This is a genomic window from Mycobacterium parascrofulaceum ATCC BAA-614 (assembly GCF_000164135.1).
Classification (GTDB): Bacteria; Actinomycetota; Actinomycetes; order Mycobacteriales; family Mycobacteriaceae; genus Mycobacterium; species Mycobacterium parascrofulaceum.
Genome location: NZ_GG770553.1, coordinates 1,578,643 through 1,597,766, shown reverse-complemented (window position 1 = coordinate 1,597,766; position 19,124 = coordinate 1,578,643). Strand labels below are relative to the sequence as shown.

Annotated in this window: 21 protein-coding genes; 10 read left to right on the top strand and 11 right to left on the bottom strand. The window is 70.3% G+C overall.

The features are described 5' to 3' along the window. Positions 1 to 5: 5 nt before the first annotated feature. Positions 6 to 542 (bottom strand): hypothetical protein, encoded by a 537-nt coding sequence (locus HMPREF0591_RS07580; protein WP_007167881.1) that lies wholly within the window; start codon positions 540 to 542, stop codon positions 6 to 8. On the opposite strand from HMPREF0591_RS07580, the gene HMPREF0591_RS07575 reads away from it, so the two are divergent. The 4 genes from HMPREF0591_RS07575 to mmsB all read left to right on the top strand — a co-directional run bounded on the left by HMPREF0591_RS07575 (position 534) and on the right by mmsB (position 4,888). Further along, complete coding sequence (locus tag HMPREF0591_RS07575; protein WP_007167880.1) at positions 534 to 1,211, top strand: Rossmann-fold NAD(P)-binding domain-containing protein; 678 nt, start codon at positions 534 to 536, stop codon at positions 1,209 to 1,211. The genes HMPREF0591_RS07580 and HMPREF0591_RS07575 overlap by 9 nt on opposite strands. Before the next feature lie 84 nt (positions 1,212 to 1,295). Next, the gene (locus HMPREF0591_RS07570; RefSeq protein ID WP_007167879.1) at positions 1,296 to 2,816 is read left to right on the top strand and encodes a CoA-acylating methylmalonate-semialdehyde dehydrogenase; all 1,521 of its coding nucleotides are present in this window, start codon (positions 1,296 to 1,298) and stop codon (positions 2,814 to 2,816) included. Positions 2,817 to 2,820: 4 nt separating this feature from the next. Continuing rightward, the gene (locus tag HMPREF0591_RS07565; protein ID WP_007167878.1) at positions 2,821 to 3,993 is read left to right on the top strand and encodes an acyl-CoA dehydrogenase family protein; all 1,173 of its coding nucleotides are present in this window, start codon (positions 2,821 to 2,823) and stop codon (positions 3,991 to 3,993) included. A 10-nt stretch (positions 3,994 to 4,003) separates the two neighbouring features. Beyond that, on the top strand, positions 4,004 to 4,888 hold the full coding sequence (gene mmsB / locus HMPREF0591_RS07560) for a 3-hydroxyisobutyrate dehydrogenase (protein ID WP_007167877.1): 885 nt from the start codon (positions 4,004 to 4,006) through the stop codon (positions 4,886 to 4,888). A gap of 3 nt (positions 4,889 to 4,891) precedes the next feature. Here mmsB and HMPREF0591_RS07555 read toward each other — a convergent pair whose 3' ends face one another. From HMPREF0591_RS07555 to secY, 6 genes are read right to left on the bottom strand one after another with little or no spacing between them, the layout of a single operon-like run. Beyond that, entirely contained in the window at positions 4,892 to 5,398 is a 507-nt protein-coding gene (locus HMPREF0591_RS07555; RefSeq protein WP_007167876.1) for a MarR family transcriptional regulator, read from the bottom strand. Positions 5,399 to 5,437: 39 nt separating this feature from the next. Then, positions 5,438 to 6,160: an anti-sigma factor family protein gene (locus HMPREF0591_RS07550; RefSeq protein ID WP_085981579.1), complete on the bottom strand. Its 723-nt coding sequence runs from the start codon at positions 6,158 to 6,160 to the stop codon at positions 5,438 to 5,440. A gap of 39 nt (positions 6,161 to 6,199) precedes the next feature. Further along, positions 6,200 to 6,733 (bottom strand): sigma-70 family RNA polymerase sigma factor, encoded by a 534-nt coding sequence (locus HMPREF0591_RS07545; protein WP_007167874.1) that lies wholly within the window; start codon positions 6,731 to 6,733, stop codon positions 6,200 to 6,202. 60 nt (positions 6,734 to 6,793) lie between these two features. Beyond that, positions 6,794 to 7,594 carry a type I methionyl aminopeptidase gene (gene map / locus HMPREF0591_RS07540; protein ID WP_007167873.1) on the bottom strand — a complete coding sequence of 267 codons (801 nt, stop codon included), beginning with the start codon at positions 7,592 to 7,594 and terminating at the stop codon, positions 6,794 to 6,796. Between the two features lie 2 nt (positions 7,595 to 7,596). Continuing rightward, positions 7,597 to 8,142 carry an adenylate kinase gene (locus HMPREF0591_RS07535; RefSeq protein ID WP_007167872.1) on the bottom strand — a complete coding sequence of 182 codons (546 nt, stop codon included), beginning with the start codon at positions 8,140 to 8,142 and terminating at the stop codon, positions 7,597 to 7,599. Then, on the bottom strand, positions 8,139 to 9,464 hold the full coding sequence (gene secY / locus HMPREF0591_RS07530; protein WP_007167871.1) for a preprotein translocase subunit SecY: 1,326 nt from the start codon (positions 9,462 to 9,464) through the stop codon (positions 8,139 to 8,141). The genes HMPREF0591_RS07535 and secY overlap by 4 nt, the downstream gene beginning before the upstream one ends. Positions 9,465 to 9,707: 243 nt before the next feature. Here secY and HMPREF0591_RS07525 point away from each other — a divergent pair, with 243 nt between their 5' ends. Then, the gene (locus HMPREF0591_RS07525) at positions 9,708 to 10,613 is read left to right on the top strand and encodes a class I SAM-dependent methyltransferase (protein WP_007167870.1); all 906 of its coding nucleotides are present in this window, start codon (positions 9,708 to 9,710) and stop codon (positions 10,611 to 10,613) included. Here HMPREF0591_RS07525 and HMPREF0591_RS07520 read toward each other — a convergent pair. From HMPREF0591_RS07520 to HMPREF0591_RS07505, 4 genes are all read right to left on the bottom strand, one after another. Beyond that, positions 10,610 to 10,912: a PPE family protein, SVP subgroup gene (locus HMPREF0591_RS07520; RefSeq protein WP_007167869.1), complete on the bottom strand. Its 303-nt coding sequence runs from the start codon at positions 10,910 to 10,912 to the stop codon at positions 10,610 to 10,612. The genes HMPREF0591_RS07525 and HMPREF0591_RS07520 overlap by 4 nt on opposite strands. A 16-nt stretch (positions 10,913 to 10,928) precedes the next feature. Next, entirely contained in the window at positions 10,929 to 12,191 is a 1,263-nt protein-coding gene (locus tag HMPREF0591_RS34385; protein ID WP_007167868.1) for a PPE family protein, read from the bottom strand. Between the two features lie 191 nt (positions 12,192 to 12,382). After that, on the bottom strand, positions 12,383 to 13,048 hold the full coding sequence (locus tag HMPREF0591_RS07510) for a GNAT family N-acetyltransferase (RefSeq protein WP_007167867.1): 666 nt from the start codon (positions 13,046 to 13,048) through the stop codon (positions 12,383 to 12,385). Positions 13,049 to 13,057: 9 nt separating this feature from the next. Next, positions 13,058 to 14,416 (bottom strand): xylulokinase, encoded by a 1,359-nt coding sequence (locus HMPREF0591_RS07505; protein WP_007167866.1) that lies wholly within the window; start codon positions 14,414 to 14,416, stop codon positions 13,058 to 13,060. Between the two features lie 30 nt (positions 14,417 to 14,446). On the opposite strand from HMPREF0591_RS07505, the gene HMPREF0591_RS07500 reads away from it, so the two are divergent. The 5 genes from HMPREF0591_RS07500 (at position 14,447) to HMPREF0591_RS07480 (ending at position 19,121) form a co-directional block, all read left to right on the top strand. Then, positions 14,447 to 15,427, top strand: a complete 981-nt coding sequence (locus tag HMPREF0591_RS07500; protein ID WP_040622031.1) for an NAD(P)-dependent oxidoreductase — start codon at positions 14,447 to 14,449, stop codon at positions 15,425 to 15,427. Then, entirely contained in the window at positions 15,424 to 16,077 is a 654-nt protein-coding gene (locus tag HMPREF0591_RS07495; protein ID WP_007167864.1) for an L-fuculose-phosphate aldolase, read from the top strand. Before HMPREF0591_RS07500 ends, HMPREF0591_RS07495 begins: the two co-directional genes overlap by 4 nt. Next, complete coding sequence (locus tag HMPREF0591_RS07490; RefSeq protein WP_007167863.1) at positions 16,077 to 16,994, top strand: MBL fold metallo-hydrolase; 918 nt, start codon at positions 16,077 to 16,079, stop codon at positions 16,992 to 16,994. Before HMPREF0591_RS07495 ends, HMPREF0591_RS07490 begins: the two co-directional genes overlap by 1 nt. Before the next feature lie 239 nt (positions 16,995 to 17,233). Then, positions 17,234 to 18,184 (top strand): class I SAM-dependent methyltransferase, encoded by a 951-nt coding sequence (locus HMPREF0591_RS07485; protein WP_007167862.1) that lies wholly within the window; start codon positions 17,234 to 17,236, stop codon positions 18,182 to 18,184. Positions 18,185 to 18,194: 10 nt separating this feature from the next. Beyond that, the gene (locus HMPREF0591_RS07480; protein ID WP_040621358.1) at positions 18,195 to 19,121 is read left to right on the top strand and encodes a class I SAM-dependent methyltransferase; all 927 of its coding nucleotides are present in this window, start codon (positions 18,195 to 18,197) and stop codon (positions 19,119 to 19,121) included. Positions 19,122 to 19,124: the final 3 nt, after the last annotated feature.

Sequence of the window (19,124 nt, the reverse complement as noted above, 5' to 3'; positions counted from 1 at the left end):
CGCGCTCAGCCGATGTCGGCGGCCGCCGCGCGAAGGTCGTCCAGGGCTTTGCGCGCCAATTCGCCCAGGTCTTGCTCGTCATCCGCGGCAAGCCACGCGGCGAATGCCTCCTTGAACGCGAGGCCGCCCATTTCGGCCGCCAGCGTCGCCGCCCGGTCCGCCACCCCCCGAGCGCGCAGCGCGTCCGCCATGTCCGCGGCGAGGCCGACCTGTTTGAGCGCGTCGCGCTCCTGCAGTTCGGTGCTGGTGGCGACGACCGCCTTCAACCGGGGAGCGAGCTCGCGATTGAACGGCGTCATCGAACCGGCGGCGCGCTCGAGCCCGGTGGCGACCGCGGCGAGCGGAGTGGCGTCCGCCGGCGCCGACGAGATGCCGTCCACCAGGAGCCGCGACAGGGTTTCCTGGCCCGCCGCCAGCACCTCCCGCTTGTCGGGGAAGTACCGGAAGAAGGTGCTCTTGGTCAGGCCGACGTGTTGCGCGGCGATCTCGACGACCGCGAGAGCCTCAGCAAGGGGGCCGTGGACTGCGATGGCGTGATCCATCTCGCCTTCCTGCACTTCGACGACTTCGAGAAGGCGGTCGCCCAGGAGGCCCGCGCCGTCCACGCTTTCGGCGCCGCCCTCGCCGGGAGCGGCAAGCCGTTTGTCATGGCCTCGGGGACGCCGGTCATCCCGGGACGCCCCGCCACCGAACGCGATGCGGCGCCGACCGAGGGGCCCATCGGCGGACGTGGCCGCAATGCGCACACCGCCCTACGGCTGGCCGCCGAGGACGTCCGCTCGGCGGTGGTCCGCCTCCCGCGATCCGTGCACCGGGCCGCCGGCCCGTGCGGATTCGCGTCCCTGCTGGTCGAGGCCGCTCGGCGCGCGGGGGTCTCCGGTTACGTCGGCGACGGCAGTCAGCGCTGGCCGGCCGTGCACGTCCTCGACGCCGCCCGGCTGTTCCGCCTGGCCCTCGAGGGGGCGGAGCCCGGCACGGTGGCGCACGCCGTCGCCGACGAGGGTGATCCGATGCGTGCGCTCGCCGAGGTCATCGGCCGCCGGCTCGATCTCCCCACCGCATCGGTCCCCGCGGAGGATTTCGGTTTTCTCGGGGCAGTATTCGCCCTGGACCAGCCGGCCACCAGCGAGCTGACCCGGCAGCGGTTCGGCTGGCAGCCCACCCATCCGAGCCTGTTGGAGGACCTGGAGGCCGGCGGCTACCCGGGTTGACGCCGGTGTCCTTGCGACGCCCGGCGACGGTTACTAGGATATCCAAGTATCCGCCCCTCACGCGCGTAGGAACCCGAGGACACCATGACCACACAGATCCCCCACTTCATCGACGGGCAGCGCACCGCCGGCCGGTCCACCCGCACCGCCGACGTCTTCAACCCCAGCACCGGCGAGGTGCAGTCGCGGGTGCCGATGGCGGGCAAGGCCGACATCGACGCCGCGGTGGCCTCGGCCGCCGAGGCCCAAAAGGGTTGGGCGGCATGGAATCCGCAGCGCCGCGCCCGGGTGATGATGCGCTTCATCGAGCTGGTCAACGAGCACATGGACGAGCTCGCCGAGCTGCTGTCGCTCGAGCACGGCAAGACGGTGGCCGACTCGCGCGGCGACGTCCAACGCGGCATCGAGGTCATCGAGTTCGCCATCGGGATTCCCCACCTGCTCAAGGGCGAATACACCGAGGGCGCCGGGCCGGGGATCGACGTCTACTCGCTGCGCCAGCCGCTGGGCGTGGTAGCGGGCATCACCCCGTTCAACTTCCCGGCCATGATCCCGCTGTGGAAGGCCGGGCCCGCCCTGGCGTGCGGCAACGCGTTCGTCCTCAAGCCCAGCGAGCGCGACCCGTCGGTTCCGGTGCGGCTGGCCGAGCTCTTCGTGGAGGCCGGCCTGCCGCCCGGCGTGTTCCAGGTGGTGCACGGCGACAAGGAGGCCGTCGACACGATCCTGCATCACCCCGACATCCAGGCGGTCGGCTTCGTCGGCAGCTCCGACATCGCCCAGTACATCTACGCGACGGCCGCGGCCACCGGCAAGCGGTCGCAGTGCTTCGGCGGCGCCAAGAACCACATGATCGTGATGCCCGACGCGGACCTCGACCAGGCCGTCGACGCCTTGATCGGCGCCGGGTACGGCAGCGCCGGCGAACGCTGCATGGCGATCAGCGTCGCAGTGCCGGTCGGCGAGCAGACCGCAAATCGGCTGCGCGCCAGGCTCATCGACCGGATCAACAACCTGCGCGTGGGCCACAGCCTCGACCCGAAGGCCGACTACGGCCCGCTGGTCACCGAGGCCGCCCTGGCGCGGGTGCGCAACTACATCGGCCAGGGCGTCGAGGCCGGCGCCGAACTGGTGATCGACGGCCGCGAGCGCGCCAGCGACGACCTCACCTTCGGCGACGCCAACCTCGAAGGCGGATTCTTCATCGGCCCGACGCTGTTCGACCACGTCACCCCGGACATGTCGATCTACACCGACGAGATCTTCGGTCCGGTGCTGTGCATCGTGCGCGCCCACGATTACGAAGAGGCCCTGTCCCTGCCGTCGGAGCACGAGTACGGCAACGGCGTGGCGATCTTCACCCGCGACGGCGACGCCGCCCGCGACTTCGTCTCCCGGGTGCAGGTGGGCATGGTCGGCGTCAACGTTCCGATCCCGGTCCCGGTGTCCTACCACACGTTCGGCGGCTGGAAGCGCTCCGGCTTCGGCGACCTCAACCAGCACGGGCCGCACTCGATCCTGTTCTACACCAAGACCAAGACCGTCACGTCGCGGTGGCCCTCCGGCATCAAGGACGGTGCCGAATTCGTGATTCCCACAATGGATTAGGTAAATGTTCACCCTCAACGACGACGAGCGGGTCATCACCGAGACGGCGGCCGCCTTCGCGGCCAAGCGAATCGCCCCGCACAGCCTGGAATGGGACGCGGCCAAGCACTTCCCGACGGATGTGCTGCGCGAGTCCGCCGAGCTCGGCATGGCGGCGATCTACTGCCGGGAGGACGTCGGCGGCAGCGGGCTGCGCCGCCTCGACGGGGTCCGCATCTTCGAGCAGCTTGCCACCGCGTGCCCGACCATCGCGGCGTTTCTGTCCATCCACAACATGTGCGCGTGGATGATCGACACGTTCGGCACCGCCGAACAGCGCAAGGAGTGGGTGCCACGGCTGGCCGGGATGGACGTCATCGCCAGCTACTGCCTCACCGAGCCGGGTGCCGGTTCGGACGCCAGCGCCCTGAGCACCCGCGCCGTCCGGGAGGGCCCGGGAAAAAATGCAGACTACGTGCTCACCGGCGTCAAGCAGTTCATCTCCGGCGCCGGGGCCTCGGACGCGTACGTGGTGATGGCCCGGACCGGCGGCGACGGGCCGCGCGGCATCTCGGCCTTCGTCGTCGAAAAGGGTTCTGCCGGGCTCAGTTTCGGCGCGCCGGAGGAGAAGATGGGCTGGCACGCCCAGCCCACCGCGCAGGTCATCCTCGACGGCGTGCGGGTGCCCGCCGAGGCGATGCTGGGCGGCGCGGACGGCGAGGGCGCCGGTTTCGGCATCGCGATGAACGGCCTCAACGGCGGCCGGCTCAACATCGCGGCGTGCTCACTCGGCGGCGCCCAGTCCGCGTTCGACAAGGCGGGCGCCTACGTGCGGGAGCGCGAGGCCTTCGGCAAGCCCCTGCTCGACGAGCCCACCGTCCGGTTCACCCTCGCCGACATGGCGACCGGGCTGGAAACGTCGCGAATGATGTTGTGGCGGGCCGCGGATGCGCTGGACAACGACGACCCGGACAAGGTCGAGTTGTGCGCGATGGGCAAGCGCTACGTCACCGACACCTGCTTCGACGTCGCCGACAAGGCCCTGCAGTTGCACGGCGGTTACGGCTACCTGCGCGAGTATGGTCTCGAGAAGATCGTTCGCGATCTGCGGGTGCATCGCATCCTGGAAGGGACCAACGAGATCATGCGGGTGGTCATCGGGCGGGCCGAGGCCTCGCGGGCGCGCGCGAGCGCGTAGAAAGGCGACCATGACCGAGCACCTGACGGTGGCCTTCCTTGGGCTGGGCCACATGGGCGGGCCCATGGCAACGAATCTCGTCGCGGCGAAGCATGCTGTGCGCGGATTCGATCCCGTTCCGGCGGCGTTGTCCGCGGCGGTCGAGACCGGTGTCACCGGATTCGGCAGCGCCGCCGACGCGGTGGCCGGCGCCGACGTGGTGATCACCATGCTGCCCAACGGCGAGCTGGTGAAGCGCTGCTACGCCGACATCCTGCCGGCCGCCACGGCGGGCACGCTGTTCATCGACAGCTCGACGATCTCGGTCAACGACGCCCGCGAGGTGCACGCGCTGGCCAGCGGACACGGCATGGCCCAGCTGGACGCGCCGGTGTCCGGCGGGGTCAAGGGCGCCGTCGCCGGCACGCTGGCGTTCATGGTGGGCGGCGACGGCGACGCCCTGGAGCGCGCCCGCCCGGTGCTGGAACCCATGGCGGGCAAGGTGATTCACTGCGGCGCGGCCGGTGCCGGGCAGGCCGCCAAGGTGTGCAACAACATGGTGCTGGCCGTGCAGCAGATCGCGATCGGCGAGGCGTTCGTGCTGGCCGAGAAGCTCGGGCTGTCGGCGCAATCCCTCTTCGACGTCATCACCGGCGCGACCGGCAACTGCTGGGCGGTGCACACCAACTGCCCGGTGCCGGGCCCCGTGCCGACATCGCCGGCCAACAACGACTTCAAACCCGGTTTCGCGACCGCGCTGATGAACAAGGACCTGGGCCTGGCCATGGACGCGGTGGCCGCCACCGGTTCGGCGGCGCCGCTGGGCCGCCACGCCGCGGAGATCTACGCCGAGTTCGCCGAGGACCACGGCGCCCTGGACTTCAGCGCGGTCATCCAGATGCTGCGGGAAGGCTAAGCCTCAGAAATCGCCCGCGTCGCGGCGCAGCGTCTCGATCGACGAAACCAGTGCCCCCGCTTCGGCTTCCGACATCCCGATGTCGGCGAACACCTGCTCGTTGAGCGTGACCGTGGCGTCCTCGACCGTCGAGCGGCCCAGGTCGGTGATCTGCACCAGCGTGGTGCGCCCGTCGGTGGGGTGCGGCACCCGCTGCACCAGTCCGTCGGCCTCCAGCCGCCGGATCGCGTGGGTCACGCTGGTGACGTGGACCTGCAACCGGTCGGACGCCTTGGTGATGGGTAGCGCGCCCGTCCGGCTGAACGCCAGCAGCCGCAGCAACTCGTACCGCGAGAAACTCAGGTCGTAGGGGCGTAGCGCCGTCTCGACGCGGGCCAGCAGGATCTGATGCGCGCGCATCACCGACGTCACCGCGACCATGCCCTGCGCCACGTCGGACCAGCCGGAGCGCTCCCAGTTGGCGCGCGCCGCGGCGATCGGGTCACGCTTAGGCGGTCGTGAGGCGGGCACGCCCCTTCATACCGCACTCGGGACCCGGGGGCGAACCCCCTACATCGAGTGCTGCAGCAGAACCTGGCCGCTCTCGGCGGCGACCACCTGCACGGCGGCGATCTGGTCGACGGGTGTCGAGATGCTGCCCGCGGGCGTCGCGGTGCGGCCGGGTTCGGCGACCCAGGTCGCCAGCCGGGTCTGGCTGCCGTCGCGACCCACCACCACCATCGCCAACGTGTCGTGGTGCGCATTCAAGGGCGCCAGGCACACGCACCGCAGGTTGATGGAGGTCCCCCAGTGCTGGCTGGACAGCTGCACCGTCGACGTCAGCAGCGTGGTGCCCACCTGTGCCATCGGCGCCGCGGACGCGGTCACCTGCTGCGAGGAGGACGAGGACGAATACCCCTGCACCCCGACGAACACGCCGATCGCCAGCACCACCGCCGCGGCCGCCGACGCCACCCACGTGACGATCCGCGTGCGGCGCCGGCGCCAGCTCACCTTCGCCAGCAACGACGTCAGCAGCTCGGGCGAGAGCTCCGGCGTCACCGACCGGGGACCGGCGTCGTTGATCGCCGCCACTTCGTCCGGGCCGAGCTGGGACAGCAGGGCTGGCACGCCACTGAGGTCGGCGACCGCCTCGCGGCAGGCCGGGCAGTGCGCCAGGTGCGCCTCGAATTCGCGCCGCTCGGCGGCGGACAACGAGCCGAGCACATATGCGGCGTCCCACATCACGTAGGGATCGTCCGGGGGGCCGAGCCCCCGTAGCGGCGTCTTCATCTCATCCATTTCTCTGACCCTTCAAGCATTCGGAGGCCCTCAGCGGGTGACCCCGAGTTCCTGCAGAGTGAGCCGCAACGCCCGCACGGCGTAGTGTAATCGCGACTTCACCGTCCCCTCGGCGATCCCGAGGTCCGCGGCGATCTGCGCGGTGGTCCATCCGCGGTAGTAGGACCGCTCGATCACGGCCCGATGCTCCGCGGACAGTTGCACCATCGCGTCGGCGATCAGCAGCTTGTCCAGCGCCGCGTTGACCTCGTCCGGCGTCGACCGTTCGGGCGCGCCCGCCTCGTCCGTCGAACCGACGACGTTGCGGAACCGCGCGCTGCGCCGGTCGTCGATGATCATGTTGCGGGCAACGGTGAACAGCCACGCCCGCGCCGAGCGCTCCGTGTCCCCGACGACCTCGGGGTGTTGCCAGGCCCGTAGCAACGTCTCCTGCACGACGTCCTCGGACTGGCTCGCGTCCCCGGTCAACCGGAGCGCGTACCGCCACAACACCGCCGCGTGCTCGTCGTAGAGCGCCTTCATCAGAGCGGCTTCGGCAGCCGCGTTGCCAGCCACACGCGCCACTCGATCACCTCCGACTACTGAAACGAGGCGAACCGCGGCTCGGTTCAATTGCCAGTTCAGCTAGGCCAGCGTCAGGATGCGCGGCCCCGCGTCGGTGACCGCCACGGTGTGTTCCCAGTGTGCCGCGCGGGACCCGTCGGAGGTGGTCACGGTCCATTCGTCGTCGAGCACCACGGTCTTGCCCGTCCCCAGCGTCAGCATCGGTTCGATGGCCAGCACCGACCCGGGCGCCAGCAGCGGGCCGCGCCCGGGTGAGCCCTCGTTCGGCAGGAAGGGGTCCATGTGCATGTGCCGCCCGATGCCGTGGCCGCCGTAGCCCTCCACGATCCCGAACGCCCGCCCGTGCCGTTCCCCGGCCGCCCGCGTGCCCGTTTCGATGGCGTGCGAGACGTCGGTCAGCCGGTTGCCCGGCACCATCGCCGCGATCCCGGCCTCCAGCGATTCCCTGGTGGCGTCGCACAGCGCCTGATCGGCCGCGCCGAGGGTGCCGACGCCGAACGTGACGGCGGCGTCACCGTGCCAACCGTCCAGCACCGCCCCGCAGTCGATGGAGACCAGGTCGCCGGGCGCCAGGATCTCGGCGGCCGAAGGGATCCCGTGCACGACCCGCTCGTTGACCGACGCGCAGATCGACGCGGGATAGCCGTGGTAGCCGAGGAACGACGGTATCGCGCCCGCCTCCCGGATCACCGACTCGGCGATGTGGTCGAGGCCCAGGGTCGACACCCCGGCAACCGCGGCCGCCCGCACCGCCTGCAGCGCGGCCGCGACCACCGCCCCCGCCGCGGCCATCGCGTCGAGTTCGTCGCGGGTGCGCTGCGGCACGACCTTGCGACTCCGCAGCCGCGCCAGCGGTCTCACGGTTACTTGCCCAGCGCTTGCAGGGCGCGGGCGAACACCTCGTCCATCGTGCCGATGGCGTCGACCGTCTTGAGTTCGTCGCGGTAATACTCCAGCAGCGGCGCGGTCTCGTCCCGGTAGACCTTCATCCGGTTCAGGATGACGTCGTCGGTGTCGTCGGCGCGGCCACGGGACTTCAACCGTTGCAGCAACTCCTCCTGCGAGACGCGGAACTCCAGCACCGCGTCGATGTCGGTGCCGCGGCGTTCGAGCATGGCGTGCAGCGCCTTGGCCTGTTCGGTGGACCGCGGAAACCCGTCCAGGATGAAGCCGTTGGCCGCATCGGCATCGCTCAGCCGGTCGTCGACGAGCTGGTTGGTCAGCTCGGAGGGCACCAGGTCGCCGGCGTCCAGGTAGCGCTTGGCCTCCAGGCCGAGTTTGGTGCCGTTCTCGATATTGCTGCGGAACAGCTCTCCGGTGGAGATGTGCGGGATCCCGAGCTTTTCGGAGAGCTTCTGGGCCTGCGTCCCCTTGCCCGCCCCCGGCGGCCCCAGCAAAACGACTCTCACTTGAGGAACCCTTCATAGTTGCGCTGCATGAGCTGGCTCTCGATCTGCTTGACCGTATCCAAGCCGACGCCAATCATGATCAAAACCGCGGTACCGCCGAACGGCAAATTCTGGACCGCTCCGCCATTGCCGATTTGCAGGAACAGATTCGGCAGCACCGAAATGGCGCCGAGGTAGATCGAGCCCGGCAGGGTAATCCGGCTCAGCACATAACGCAGATAGTCGGCGGTGGGCTTGCCCGGCCGGATGCCGGGGATGAACCCGCCGAACTTCTTCATCTCGTCGGCACGCTCGTCGGGGTTGAACGTGATGGACACATAGAAGTACGTGAAGAAGATGATCAGCCCGAAGTAGATGCCGATGTAGATCGGGTCGCTGGGGTCGGACAGGTAACTGCCGACGAACTTGTCCCACCAGCTGTTGCCCACCCCGCCACTGCCGCTGCGGATCAGCTGCGTGATCAGGTGCGGGATGTAGATGAGCGACGACGCGAAGATGACCGGGATGACGCCGGCCTGGTTGACCTTGAGCGGTAGGTAGGTCGACGTTCCGCCGTACATGCGCCGGCCCACCATGCGCTTGGCGTACTGCACCGGGATGCGGCGCTGCCCCTGCTCGACGAACACCACGCCGACGATGATGACCAGGGCGGCGACGCAGACGGCGGCGAAGATGGCCCCGCCGCGGCTGTCCAGGATGGTCTTGCCCTCGGACGGGATTCGGGCCGCGATGCCGACGAAGATCAGCAGCGACATGCCGTTGCCGATGCCCCGCTCGGTGATCAGCTCACCCATCCACATCACCAGCGCCGCACCGGCCGTCATCACCATCACGATGACGACCAGCGTGAAGATGCTCTGGTCGGCGATGATGTCCAGCGAGCAGCCCTGCAGCAGCCCGCCGTTGGCCGCCAGCGCCACGATGCTGGTCGCCTGCAGGATCGCCAGCGCGATCGCCAGGTAGCGGGTGTACTGCGTCATCTTGGCCTGGCCGGACTGGCCCTCCTTGCGCAGTTCCTCGAACCGAGGGATGACCACGGTGAGCAGCTGCACGATGATGCTGGCGGTGATGTAGGGCATCACCCCGACCGCGAACACCGTCAGTTTCAGCAGGGCACCGCCGGAGAACAGGTTGATCAGCGAATAGATCTGCCCCGCGGCGCCGCCGCTGGCCTCCTTGATGCATTGCTGGACGTTGGGGAAATTGACGCCGGGGGACGGCAGAGCCGCGCCCAGCCGATAGAGAACGACGATGCCCAGCGTGAAGAGGATCTTCCGTCTCAGGTCGACTGTCCGCAGCGATGAGATGAAAGCCGAAAGCACTCTTCCTCCTGCGCAGCCCGGGGGGTCTCTTGCATCACGCGCCCAACACCCGCAGGCCAGGACGTACGGCCGACCCAATCTAAGCGCGTCAAACCGTGTACGAGACTAACAGCTGATCTGGGCAAGTCCGTCCACGGCCGTCGGCCCCAGCCCATTTGAGACCCGGGAAAGCACAGGAAGCGGCAAGCCGTGGAGCGTAGAGTGCTCTTGATTCGTTGCATTTGCTAAGTAAATGGGAGCACCATGACACGCACGGACCAAGACAGCTGGGACCTGGCCTCCAGCGTCGGCGCCACGGCAACGATGGTCGCCGCGGCGCGCGCCCTGGCCAGCGAGGGCGCCGACCCGATCATCGACGACCCGTTCGCGGCGCCGCTGGTGCGCGCCGTGGGGCTGGAATTCTTCCGCCGCCTGGTCGACGGCGAACTGGATCGAGCCGACGCCCAGGACGGCGAACGGGACCTACAGCTCGAGACCGATTCGATCGCGGTGCGCACCCGCTTCTTCGACGACTTCTTCCTCAACGCCGCCCGCGACGGCGTCCGCCAGTCGGTGATCCTCGCCGCCGGCCTGGACGCCCGCGCGTACCGGTTGAGCTGGCCGCCCGGCAGCGTCGTCTACGAGGTCGACCAGCCCAAGGTGGTCGACTTCAAGTCCGCCGCCATGGCGGGGCTCGGCGCCACGCCCACCGCGGACCGGCGGACGGTCAGCGTCGACCTGCGCGATGACTGGCCGGAAGCCTTGCGGCGCAGCGGCTTTGACCCCCGGCGGCCGACGTCCTGGAGCGCCGAGGGCCTGTTGATGTACCTGCCGCCGCAGGCCCAGGACCGGCTGTTCGACAACATCACCGAGCTCAGCGCGCCCGGGAGCAAGCTGGCCACCGAATTCCACGGTGACGCCGGCCGGACGATGAGCGAACGCGCGAAGCAGTTCAACCAGCGATGGGCCAACCTGGGTTGCGACATCGACCTGTCCGGACTGTTCTTCGACGGCGAGCGCAGCAATGTCGTGGACTACCTGACCGGCCGGGGCTGGCAGGTGACCACCCGGGAACGGCGGGAGTACTTCGCCGACTACGGCCTGGTCTTCCCGGACGACGAGACGTCCCAGTTGCGCAACATCGTCGCCGTGACCGCGACGCTGAGCTAGGCGTCCTCGTCGCGTTCGTCGCGATCCGTCGCCCGCACGGCGGGGCGGCGCCCCGTCATCATCGACATCAGCCCGCGCTCGAACCCGCGCGCCGAGGGCACGGCGAAGCTGGGGCCGGTGGCGACGCCGTCAGCCGGAGTCGGTTCGGGCTCACGAGGCCCCGACCAGTTGCGCGGAACCGACAACGACCCGAGCGAAGCCGCCTCGCCCAACCCGGCGGACGCCACCCGAACACTGGAAAAGTCGTGCAGCGATCGCGGCACCGGGGCGTTCGCCCCGCCCGCCGCCGCACCGCCCATCACGTTCGCTCCGTTCTCAGGGAGCCGCGACCAGGTCCGTAGCGAGTTCACCGCCGGACAAGGTGCGCGCCCATTCCGCCAGCGCCTCGGCGTTGAGTTGGGGTTGGATCCCCGCGTTGCCCGCCAGGCCCGGTGCGCTCGCCGCGGGCGCCGCCGCCAACGGGGTCGACGAGGTGGGCGTGACGGGGGTGACGACGGTTGGGCCGGTGGTGAAAAATGTCTGACTCCCGGAGGACAGGTTCAGGTCGGTGACGAGGCCGGCGGCGTTTTCGGTCACGTAGCCGCCGACGGTGCCGGGGGTGCCGGTGACAGAGCCGCCCGGGATGGACAGGTGGCCTCCCACGCCCGCGCCGGTGTATTGAAAAGTGCCACTGAGGATGCTGCCCGAGGTGTTCAGCGGAAGGGCATCGTGGCCCGCCTGGAGGGTGCCCACGGTGCCGTCGCTCAGCACGTACGTGGCGGTCCCGCTGGGGATGTAAACGGTGGTCTGGTTGGTGGCGCTGGTGCCGCTCACGAAGTCGACAGGATAGCCGTTGCTGACGGTGACGGTGACGCCCACGTGGACGGTGGCGCCGCCGGGTGCGATGTTGGCGCTGGTGCCGGGCGGCAGGGGCGGGTCGACCCCACCGGTGGTCGCCGCAGCGTGCTGGGTGGTGTTGGTCGAGGCCAGCTGAACCAAAGACTGGGTGCGGGCGCTGGTGGCGTTGCCGGCGGCCTGGGTCAGCGCGCGGGCCTGATCGGCCTGCGCGGAGGAGTTGGTGGTCTGCGGCGGTTCGGTGAAGGGGGCCAGTGCGCTCGCGGCCGAGGATGCGGCCGCGTAGCCGTACATCGCGGTGGCGTCTTGTGTCCACATCTCCGCGTACTGCGCCTCGGTCGCCATGATCGCCGGCGTGTTCTGCCCGAAGAAGTTGGTCGCGACCAACGCCATCAACTGTGCGCGGTTGGCCGCGATCACCGGCGGCGGCACCGTCATCGCGAACGCCGCCTCGTAAGCGGCCGCCGCGACATAGGCCTGTTCGGCGGTCTGCGCGGCCTGAGCGGCACCCGCCTGCAACCAGGCCACGTACGGGGTCACCGCGGCCGTCATCAGCATCGACGACGGGCCTGACCACACGAGGCCGCTCAGCCCCGCGACCGCCGACGAATAGCCCCCGGCGGCGGATTCCAGGCTGGCGGCCACCGCGTCCCATCCGGCTGCGGCGGCCAGCATCGGAGCGGCTCCGGGACCCGCATACATCAGAGCGGAATTGACCTCCGGCGGTAATAACGCAAAGTCCATGGAATCCTCGTTTTCCAGGTCAACGGACGCGTTCGCTCTCGGCCAGAGAGTACTGAGTATTCAACACGCGAGTAACGCGGATTTTATGAATGGATCGTTACAGTCAGCTTGAGATTTGCTGTGAAGCGCCGCGGCGCGGTTCGGGAGGCAGCCGCGGAAGATTCGTGCCGGTGGCCACCGGCCTTTTCCGGCTAGGCGGGCCTGGCGGCCGGCGCGCGCACCACCATCGGCACGGCGGGGAAGCACCAGGCCATCTCGGTGCGCGACTTGCGCAGCGCGGCCGTGCCGTAGCCCTTCTTGCGGTGCTCGGGGTGAATCCAGATCCGCACGTTCACCTCGCCGCCGAGCAGCTCACCGAACACCATGCCGACCTTCTCGCCCGAGTCGACGGCCACGAACCAGGCGGCCTCCTCGTCGTCGAGGCGCCCCAGCGCCGCGCCGATCTCGTCGTCGAGGTTGCCGGCCGGCCCGCCGGAGCCGTCGCCGGCGGCACCCATGTCCTCGGTGCGGGCGGCGAAGATGTCGCGGTCCCTCTCGGCGGAGAAGGGCCGCAGCTCCAGGGTCTCCCCCGAACTGGCCGGGCGCTCGCCCAGGGTGAAGCTGAGCTGCTTGTTGAGGTCCTCGAGTTCGGCGAGGATCTTGCGGCGCGAGTCGATGGTGAGCTGATCGAACGACATCCCCATCACGGCCTCGGCCGCCACGTGGGAGGTGTCGAGCAGGCGGACGATCGCCTCGACCGCGGCCGCCTTGTTCTCGGATTCCACCACGACATCGGCGATCTCGTGCCGCCGTTCAAGGGCTTTCAGCAGGGCATCGGCGATCTCGCGACGGGCGGCTTTGCGGTCGTGGTCGGTCATTGCACCAGCCTAGAACGCCGCCGGTGGTAGCGCGCCACATCGGCGGGTTCCCAATTCGAGGAACCGCCGGTAGCGGTCGTCGACCGCGGCGGCCCAGGCGGGGTCGGGTTCGACGACGCGTGCGGTGCGGGCCCAGCGGGCGGCGTCGGCGATCGACGTTTCCAGGCCGGCCGCCATGCGCGCGAGGAAGGCCGCGCCGAGCGCCGCGCCCTCGGGTACCGCGGACACCTCGACCGGCCGCCCGGTGGCATCGGCGATGGCCTGCATCCACGGCTCGACCCGGGTGCCGCCGCCGGTGGCGACGACGCGCGCGACCGGCGCCCCGCTCAGCTCGATGAGCTGGCGGACGACGAAGCCGGACGCCTCGTAGGCGGCCCGGCGCAGCGCGGCCGCGTCGTGGGTCAGGTCCAGGGCGTCGAGCACGGCCCGGCGACCCGGGTCGTGGAACGGGGTGCGCTCGCCACGGATGTAGGGCGACCAGACCGGCACCCCACCGGGCCGCGCGTCCGCGGGATCGCCGGGTGCGAGCACCCGGTCCACCCAGCCGAGGAACAGCCCGCCGGCGTTGCTGGCCCCGCCGATCTGGCTCTTGCCCGCGGCCGTGTGGGGGATGGTCCACAGGCCGGGCACCTGCCGGGCCTCGGGGATGGTCGTCCACACGATCAACGTGGTGCCGCACAGCACCAGCACGTCGCCGTCGCGGTCGGCACCGGCCACCATCTGCTCGCACAGCGCGTCGATCGCGCCGATCCCCAGCGCGGCGCCGCCGCCGTGCACCTGCCCCACCGCGGCCCCCATGCTCTCCACGCGCGGCATCTGATCGGGCCGCGCGCCGCGTTCGGCGCACGCCTCGGGGTCCCAGCCCGTCCCGTCGAACAGCGGGTACGCGGTCGCGGCGGTGGCGAAGTCGATCACCGCCTCGCCCGCCAGCGCGTGGTTGGCCACGGCCGGCGCCGGCCAGTACCCGGCCGCGTCCGGCGCCTGCGCCGCGGTCCAGCGCAGGAACTCGGCGGCCTCGCCGAGCGCCGGCAGCGGCTGGGCCTGCTGTTGGGGCGCGCGGCCACGTTCGTCGCCGTACAGCAACCCCGCCGTCATCGGCTCACCCGCGGCGTCGACGGCGGTCAGGGAGGGCACCATCGCCGAGACGGCCACCGCTTTCGCGTCTGGACGATCCAGCTCGTTCAGGGCCGCGACCGGCCCGCGCCGCCACGCCTCGCCGGCGTCGTGCTCGAGCCGGTTCGGGGCCGGCACCAGCAACCGGTGCGGGATGCGCGCCCGTGCGGTCACCCGGCCGTCGGCGTCCGCGGCCACCGCCTTGACCGCGGTGCTCCCGACGTCGATGCCGATTGTGACGTCATCACGTGACACGGGCGTCACCGTACGCCAGCATTGGGGTTCGTGACGTCAAGACCGCGCGCCTTGGTGACCGCCCCCTTGCGGGGGGCGGGCTTCGCCAAGCTCCGGGAACTGGTCGACGTGGTCTACGACCCATGGATCGAGCAGACCCCGCTGCGGATCTACAGCGCCGAACAACTGGCCGAGCGCATCTCGGCGGAGTCCGCCGATGTCGTTGTGGTGGAAAGCGATTCGGTGGCCGGGCCGGTGTTCGAGCGGGGGCTGCGGGTGGTCGCTTCCACCCGCGGGGACCCCAACAACGTCGACATCGCGGGGGCCACCGCGGCGGGTGTCCCGGTGCTCAACACCCCGGGCCGCAACGCCGACGCGGTCGCCGAGATGACGGTGGCGCTGCTGCTGGTGACCACCCGTCAACTGCTGCCCGCCGACGCGGATGTCCGCAGCGGCAACATCTTTCGCGACGGCAGCATCCCCTACCAACGGTTCCGCGGCTGGGAGGTCGCCGGGCTCACCGCCGGGCTGGTGGGCCTGGGCGCCGTCGGCCGCGCCACCCGCTGGCGGCTGGCCGGGCTGGGCCTGCGCGTCATCGCGCACGACCCCTACAACGACGACGCGCGGCATGGCCTGGACGAGCTGCTGGACGAGGCCGACGTCGTCTCCATGCATGCCCCCGTCACCGAGGACACCGTCGGCATGATCGGCGCCGAGCAGTTCGCCGCGATGCGCGACGGCGTGGTGTTCCTCAACACCGCCCGCGCGCAGCTGCACGACACCGACGCGCTCGTCGGCGCGCTGCGCGACGGCAAGGTGGCCGCCGCCGGCCTGGACCACTTCGTCGGCGAATGGCTGCCCACCGACCACCCCCTGGTCGGCATGCCCAACGTCGTCTTGACGCCCCACATCGGCGGCGCCACGTGGAACACTGAGGCACGGCAGGCGCAGATGGTGGCCGACGACCTGGAGGCGCTGCTGGCCGGCAACGCGCCCGCCCACATCGTCAACCCGGAGGTGCTGGGCCCATGAAATCGGTAGCCAACGCCGAGACCGCCGTGCTGGACTCGGCCAAGGACATGCTGCGCCGGGGGCTCGTCGAGGGGACCGCGGGCAACATCTCCGCGCGGCGCGACGACGGCAACATCGTGATCACGCCGTCGTCGGTCGACTACCGCGACATGCAGCTCGACGACCTGGTGCTGGTGGACCCGCAGGGCGCGGTGCTGCAGGCCGCCGACGGCCGCTCCCCGTCCTCGGAGATGCAGCTGCACCTGGCCTGCTACCGCGCCTTCGACGACATCGGCAGCGTCATCCACAGCCATCCGGTGTGGGCGACCATGTTCGCCATTGCGCACCAACCGATTCCGGCCTGCATCGACGAGTTCGCGGTGTACTGCGGCGGCGACGTCCGGTGCACCGACTACGCCGCGTCCGGCACGCCCGACGTCGGCGCCAACGCCGTCAAGGCGCTCGACGGCCGCGGCGCCGCGCTGATCGCCAACCACGGCCTGGTGGCCGTGGGCCCCCGGCCGGACAAGGCGCTGCACATCACCGCCCTGGTGGAGCGCACCGCCCAAATCGTCTGGGGGGCCAGGGCTCTCGGCGGTCCGGTGCCCATCCCCGAGGACGTGAACCGCAACTTCGCCAGCGTCTACGGCTACCTGCGCGCCAACGCCTGATGCGCCCGGTCCGGTTCGGCCACGCCCGCGTGGTGCGCGTACTCGAGCTTCAATTCGACCTGGGCACAAGGTTCTTCCCGCACACGCCGCCGGCCGGCTGGCGCGACAATGCCGACCTGCTGGTACCCGACTTCTTCGACCCCTCGACCGACCAGTGGCACATCGCGATCCAGAGCTGGGTCATCGAGGTCGACGGGTTGACGGTCGTGGTCGACACCGGCGTCGGCAACGACCGCCCCCGCCCCCACATGCCGCCCCTGGACCACCTGGACACCGCGTTCCCGGCCGCGCTGCGCTCCGCGGGCGTCGACCCCGACACCGTGGACGTCGTGGTCAATACCCACGTCCACTCCGACCACGTGGGGTGGAACACCACCCTCGCCGACGGCTCGTGGGTGCCGACGTTCCCCAACGCACGCTACCTGGTGCCCGCCGCCGACTACCGCCATTTCGCGCCCGACGGGCCAGCCGCGCGGCGCACGCCACGCAGCGACGAGGAGGCGGCGCAGCAGCGGGGCGACGAATTGGTGTTCGCCGACAGCGTTGCGCCCATCGATGCGGCGGGCCAGCTCGTCCAGTGGTCCGACGATTACCGGATCAGCGCCTCGCTGCGGCTGCGCCCCGCGCCCGGGCACACCCCGGGCTCCTCGGTGCTGTGGCTGGACGCGGGTCGGCCCGCGGTCTTCGTCGGCGACCTCACGCACAGCCCGCTGCAACTCCGCCGGCCCGCCGACGCCTGTGCCTTCGACGTCGACGCGCCCGCCGCCGCGGCGACCCGCCGCCGGATATTCACCGAGGCCGTCGGGGCGAAGGCCGCGGTGATCCCGGCGCACTACCCCGGTTGCGGCGGTGCGACGATCCGCGCCGTCGAGGACGCATTCGACGTCGACCGCTGGCTGGACTTCGAATCCCTCTGACGCCACTCGCGCGGCGAGGTGCCGTGCACGCGGGCGAACTGCCGGCTGAAATAACCGGGATCGGACACCCCGACGACCTCGAAGGGCTCCGGCCGCACGCCGTACACCAGCGCCCTCATTGCGGCGCCACCCGATCAGCCATCAGTCAAGGTTGCCGCGAACTGCGGGAGGCGTACAGTGGGAGAAGCTTGTTAAATCGGCTAAATATTAGCTTAACTACTTCTAAAACAGGGGCAAACATGACTTCCACCAGGTATGAGGGCGACACCTGGGACCTGGCGTCCAGCGTCGGGGTCACCGCGACGATGGTCGCCGCCGCCCGCGCCGTGGCCACCCGCGCCGACCGTCCGCTGATCAACGACCCGTTCGCCGAGCCGCTCGTCCGCGCCGTCGGCGTCGACCTGCTCACCAAGCTGGCGACCGGCGAGGTCAACCCGGACGAACTGAACGACGCGCACGACGGCGCGACCGGGTCCACCGGCGCCATGTCCCGCATGGCCGACAACATGGCGGTGCGCACCAAGTTCTTCGACGAGTTCTTCCTCAACGCGACGCGCGCGGGGATCAAGCAGGCGGTGATCCTGGCCTCGGGATTGGACGCCCGCGCCTACCGGCTGGCATGGCCCGCCGGGACCGTGGTCTACGAGGTCGACCAGCCGCAGGTCATCGACTTCAAGTCGCGCACCCTCGCCGCGCTCGACGCCGCCCCGACCGCCGAGCGGCGCGTGGTCGCCGTAGACCTACGCGACGACTGGCCCGCCGCGCTGCGGGCCGCCGGCTTCGACCCGGCCCAGCCGACCGCGTGGAGCGCCGAGGGGCTGCTCGGCTACCTGCCGCCGGAGGCGCAGGACCGCCTGCTGGACACGATCACCGAACTCAGCGCGCCGGGCAGCCAGGTGGCCGTCGAAAGCGCGCCCAACCCCGAACCCGGGGACGAGGACACGATGAAGGAACGCATGCGGCACATTTCGGAGCGCTGGCGTGCCCACGGTTTCGACCTGGACATGGCGGGGCTCGTCTACTTCGGGGACCGCAACGAGGCGGCGCCCTATCTGCGCGAGCGCGGTTGGGCGCTGGACGGCGCGACCATCCGGGAGTTGTTCTCGGCCAACGGGCTTCCGCCGCTCGAGGACGACGACATGCGCATGGGCGAAATGCTCTACGTCAGCGGCACTTTGGACAAGAAATAGGAGCCATTGCATGACCGTGGAATCGGGACGTACGGAAGGCGACAGCTGGGGACCCGGGCACAGCGTGGGTGCCACGGCCACCATGGTCGCGGCATCCCGCGCGGTGGCGTCGCAGGGGCCCGACGCGCTCCTCGACGATCCCCTCGCCGACCCGCTGGTGCGCGCGGTCGGCCTGGATCCCTTCATCCGCATCGTGGACGGGCAGGTCGATTTCGAGGATGACCCACTGTTCAATCGCAAGGCCCGGGCCGAGCAGATCACCGTTCGGACCCGGTTCTTCGACGACTTCTTCACCGGCGCAACCGAAGACGGTGTGCGGCAGGCGGTGATACTGGCTTCGGGCCTGGACACCCGCGCGTACCGCCTGCGGTGGCCGGCGGGCACCGTCGTCTACGAGATCGACCAGCCGCAGGTCATCGCGTTCAAGACCGACACGCTGGCGGGGCTCGGCGCCGCCCCCACCGCCGAGCGCCGCGCGATCGCCATCGACCTGCGCGACGACTGGCCGGCGGCCTTGCGCGAAGGCGGATTCGACGTGACCCGGCCGACCGCGTGGAGCGCCGAGGGTCTGCTGCCCTACCTGCCGCCCGAGGCGCAGGACCGGCTCTTCGACAACATCACGGCGCTCAGCGCGCCGGGCAGCCGGCTGGCCACCGAGCACGTGCCCGACCCGAACGCCTTCTCCGACGAGCGGCTGCAGCGCATCAGCGAACGCTGGCAGCGGTTCGGTTTCAACCTCAACGCTGCCGACCTGTTCTACCGGGGCGAGCGCAACGTCATCGTGGACTACCTGACCGCCCGGGGCTGGCGGGTGGCGGCCCACCCGGCCCGGGAGTTGTACGCGCAGAACGGGTTCGAATTTCCCGAGGACGAGATGTCGGCCACCTTCGGTGAGTTGAGCTACGTCGCCGCGACGCTCGCCCAGCGGATTGGCTAGGGT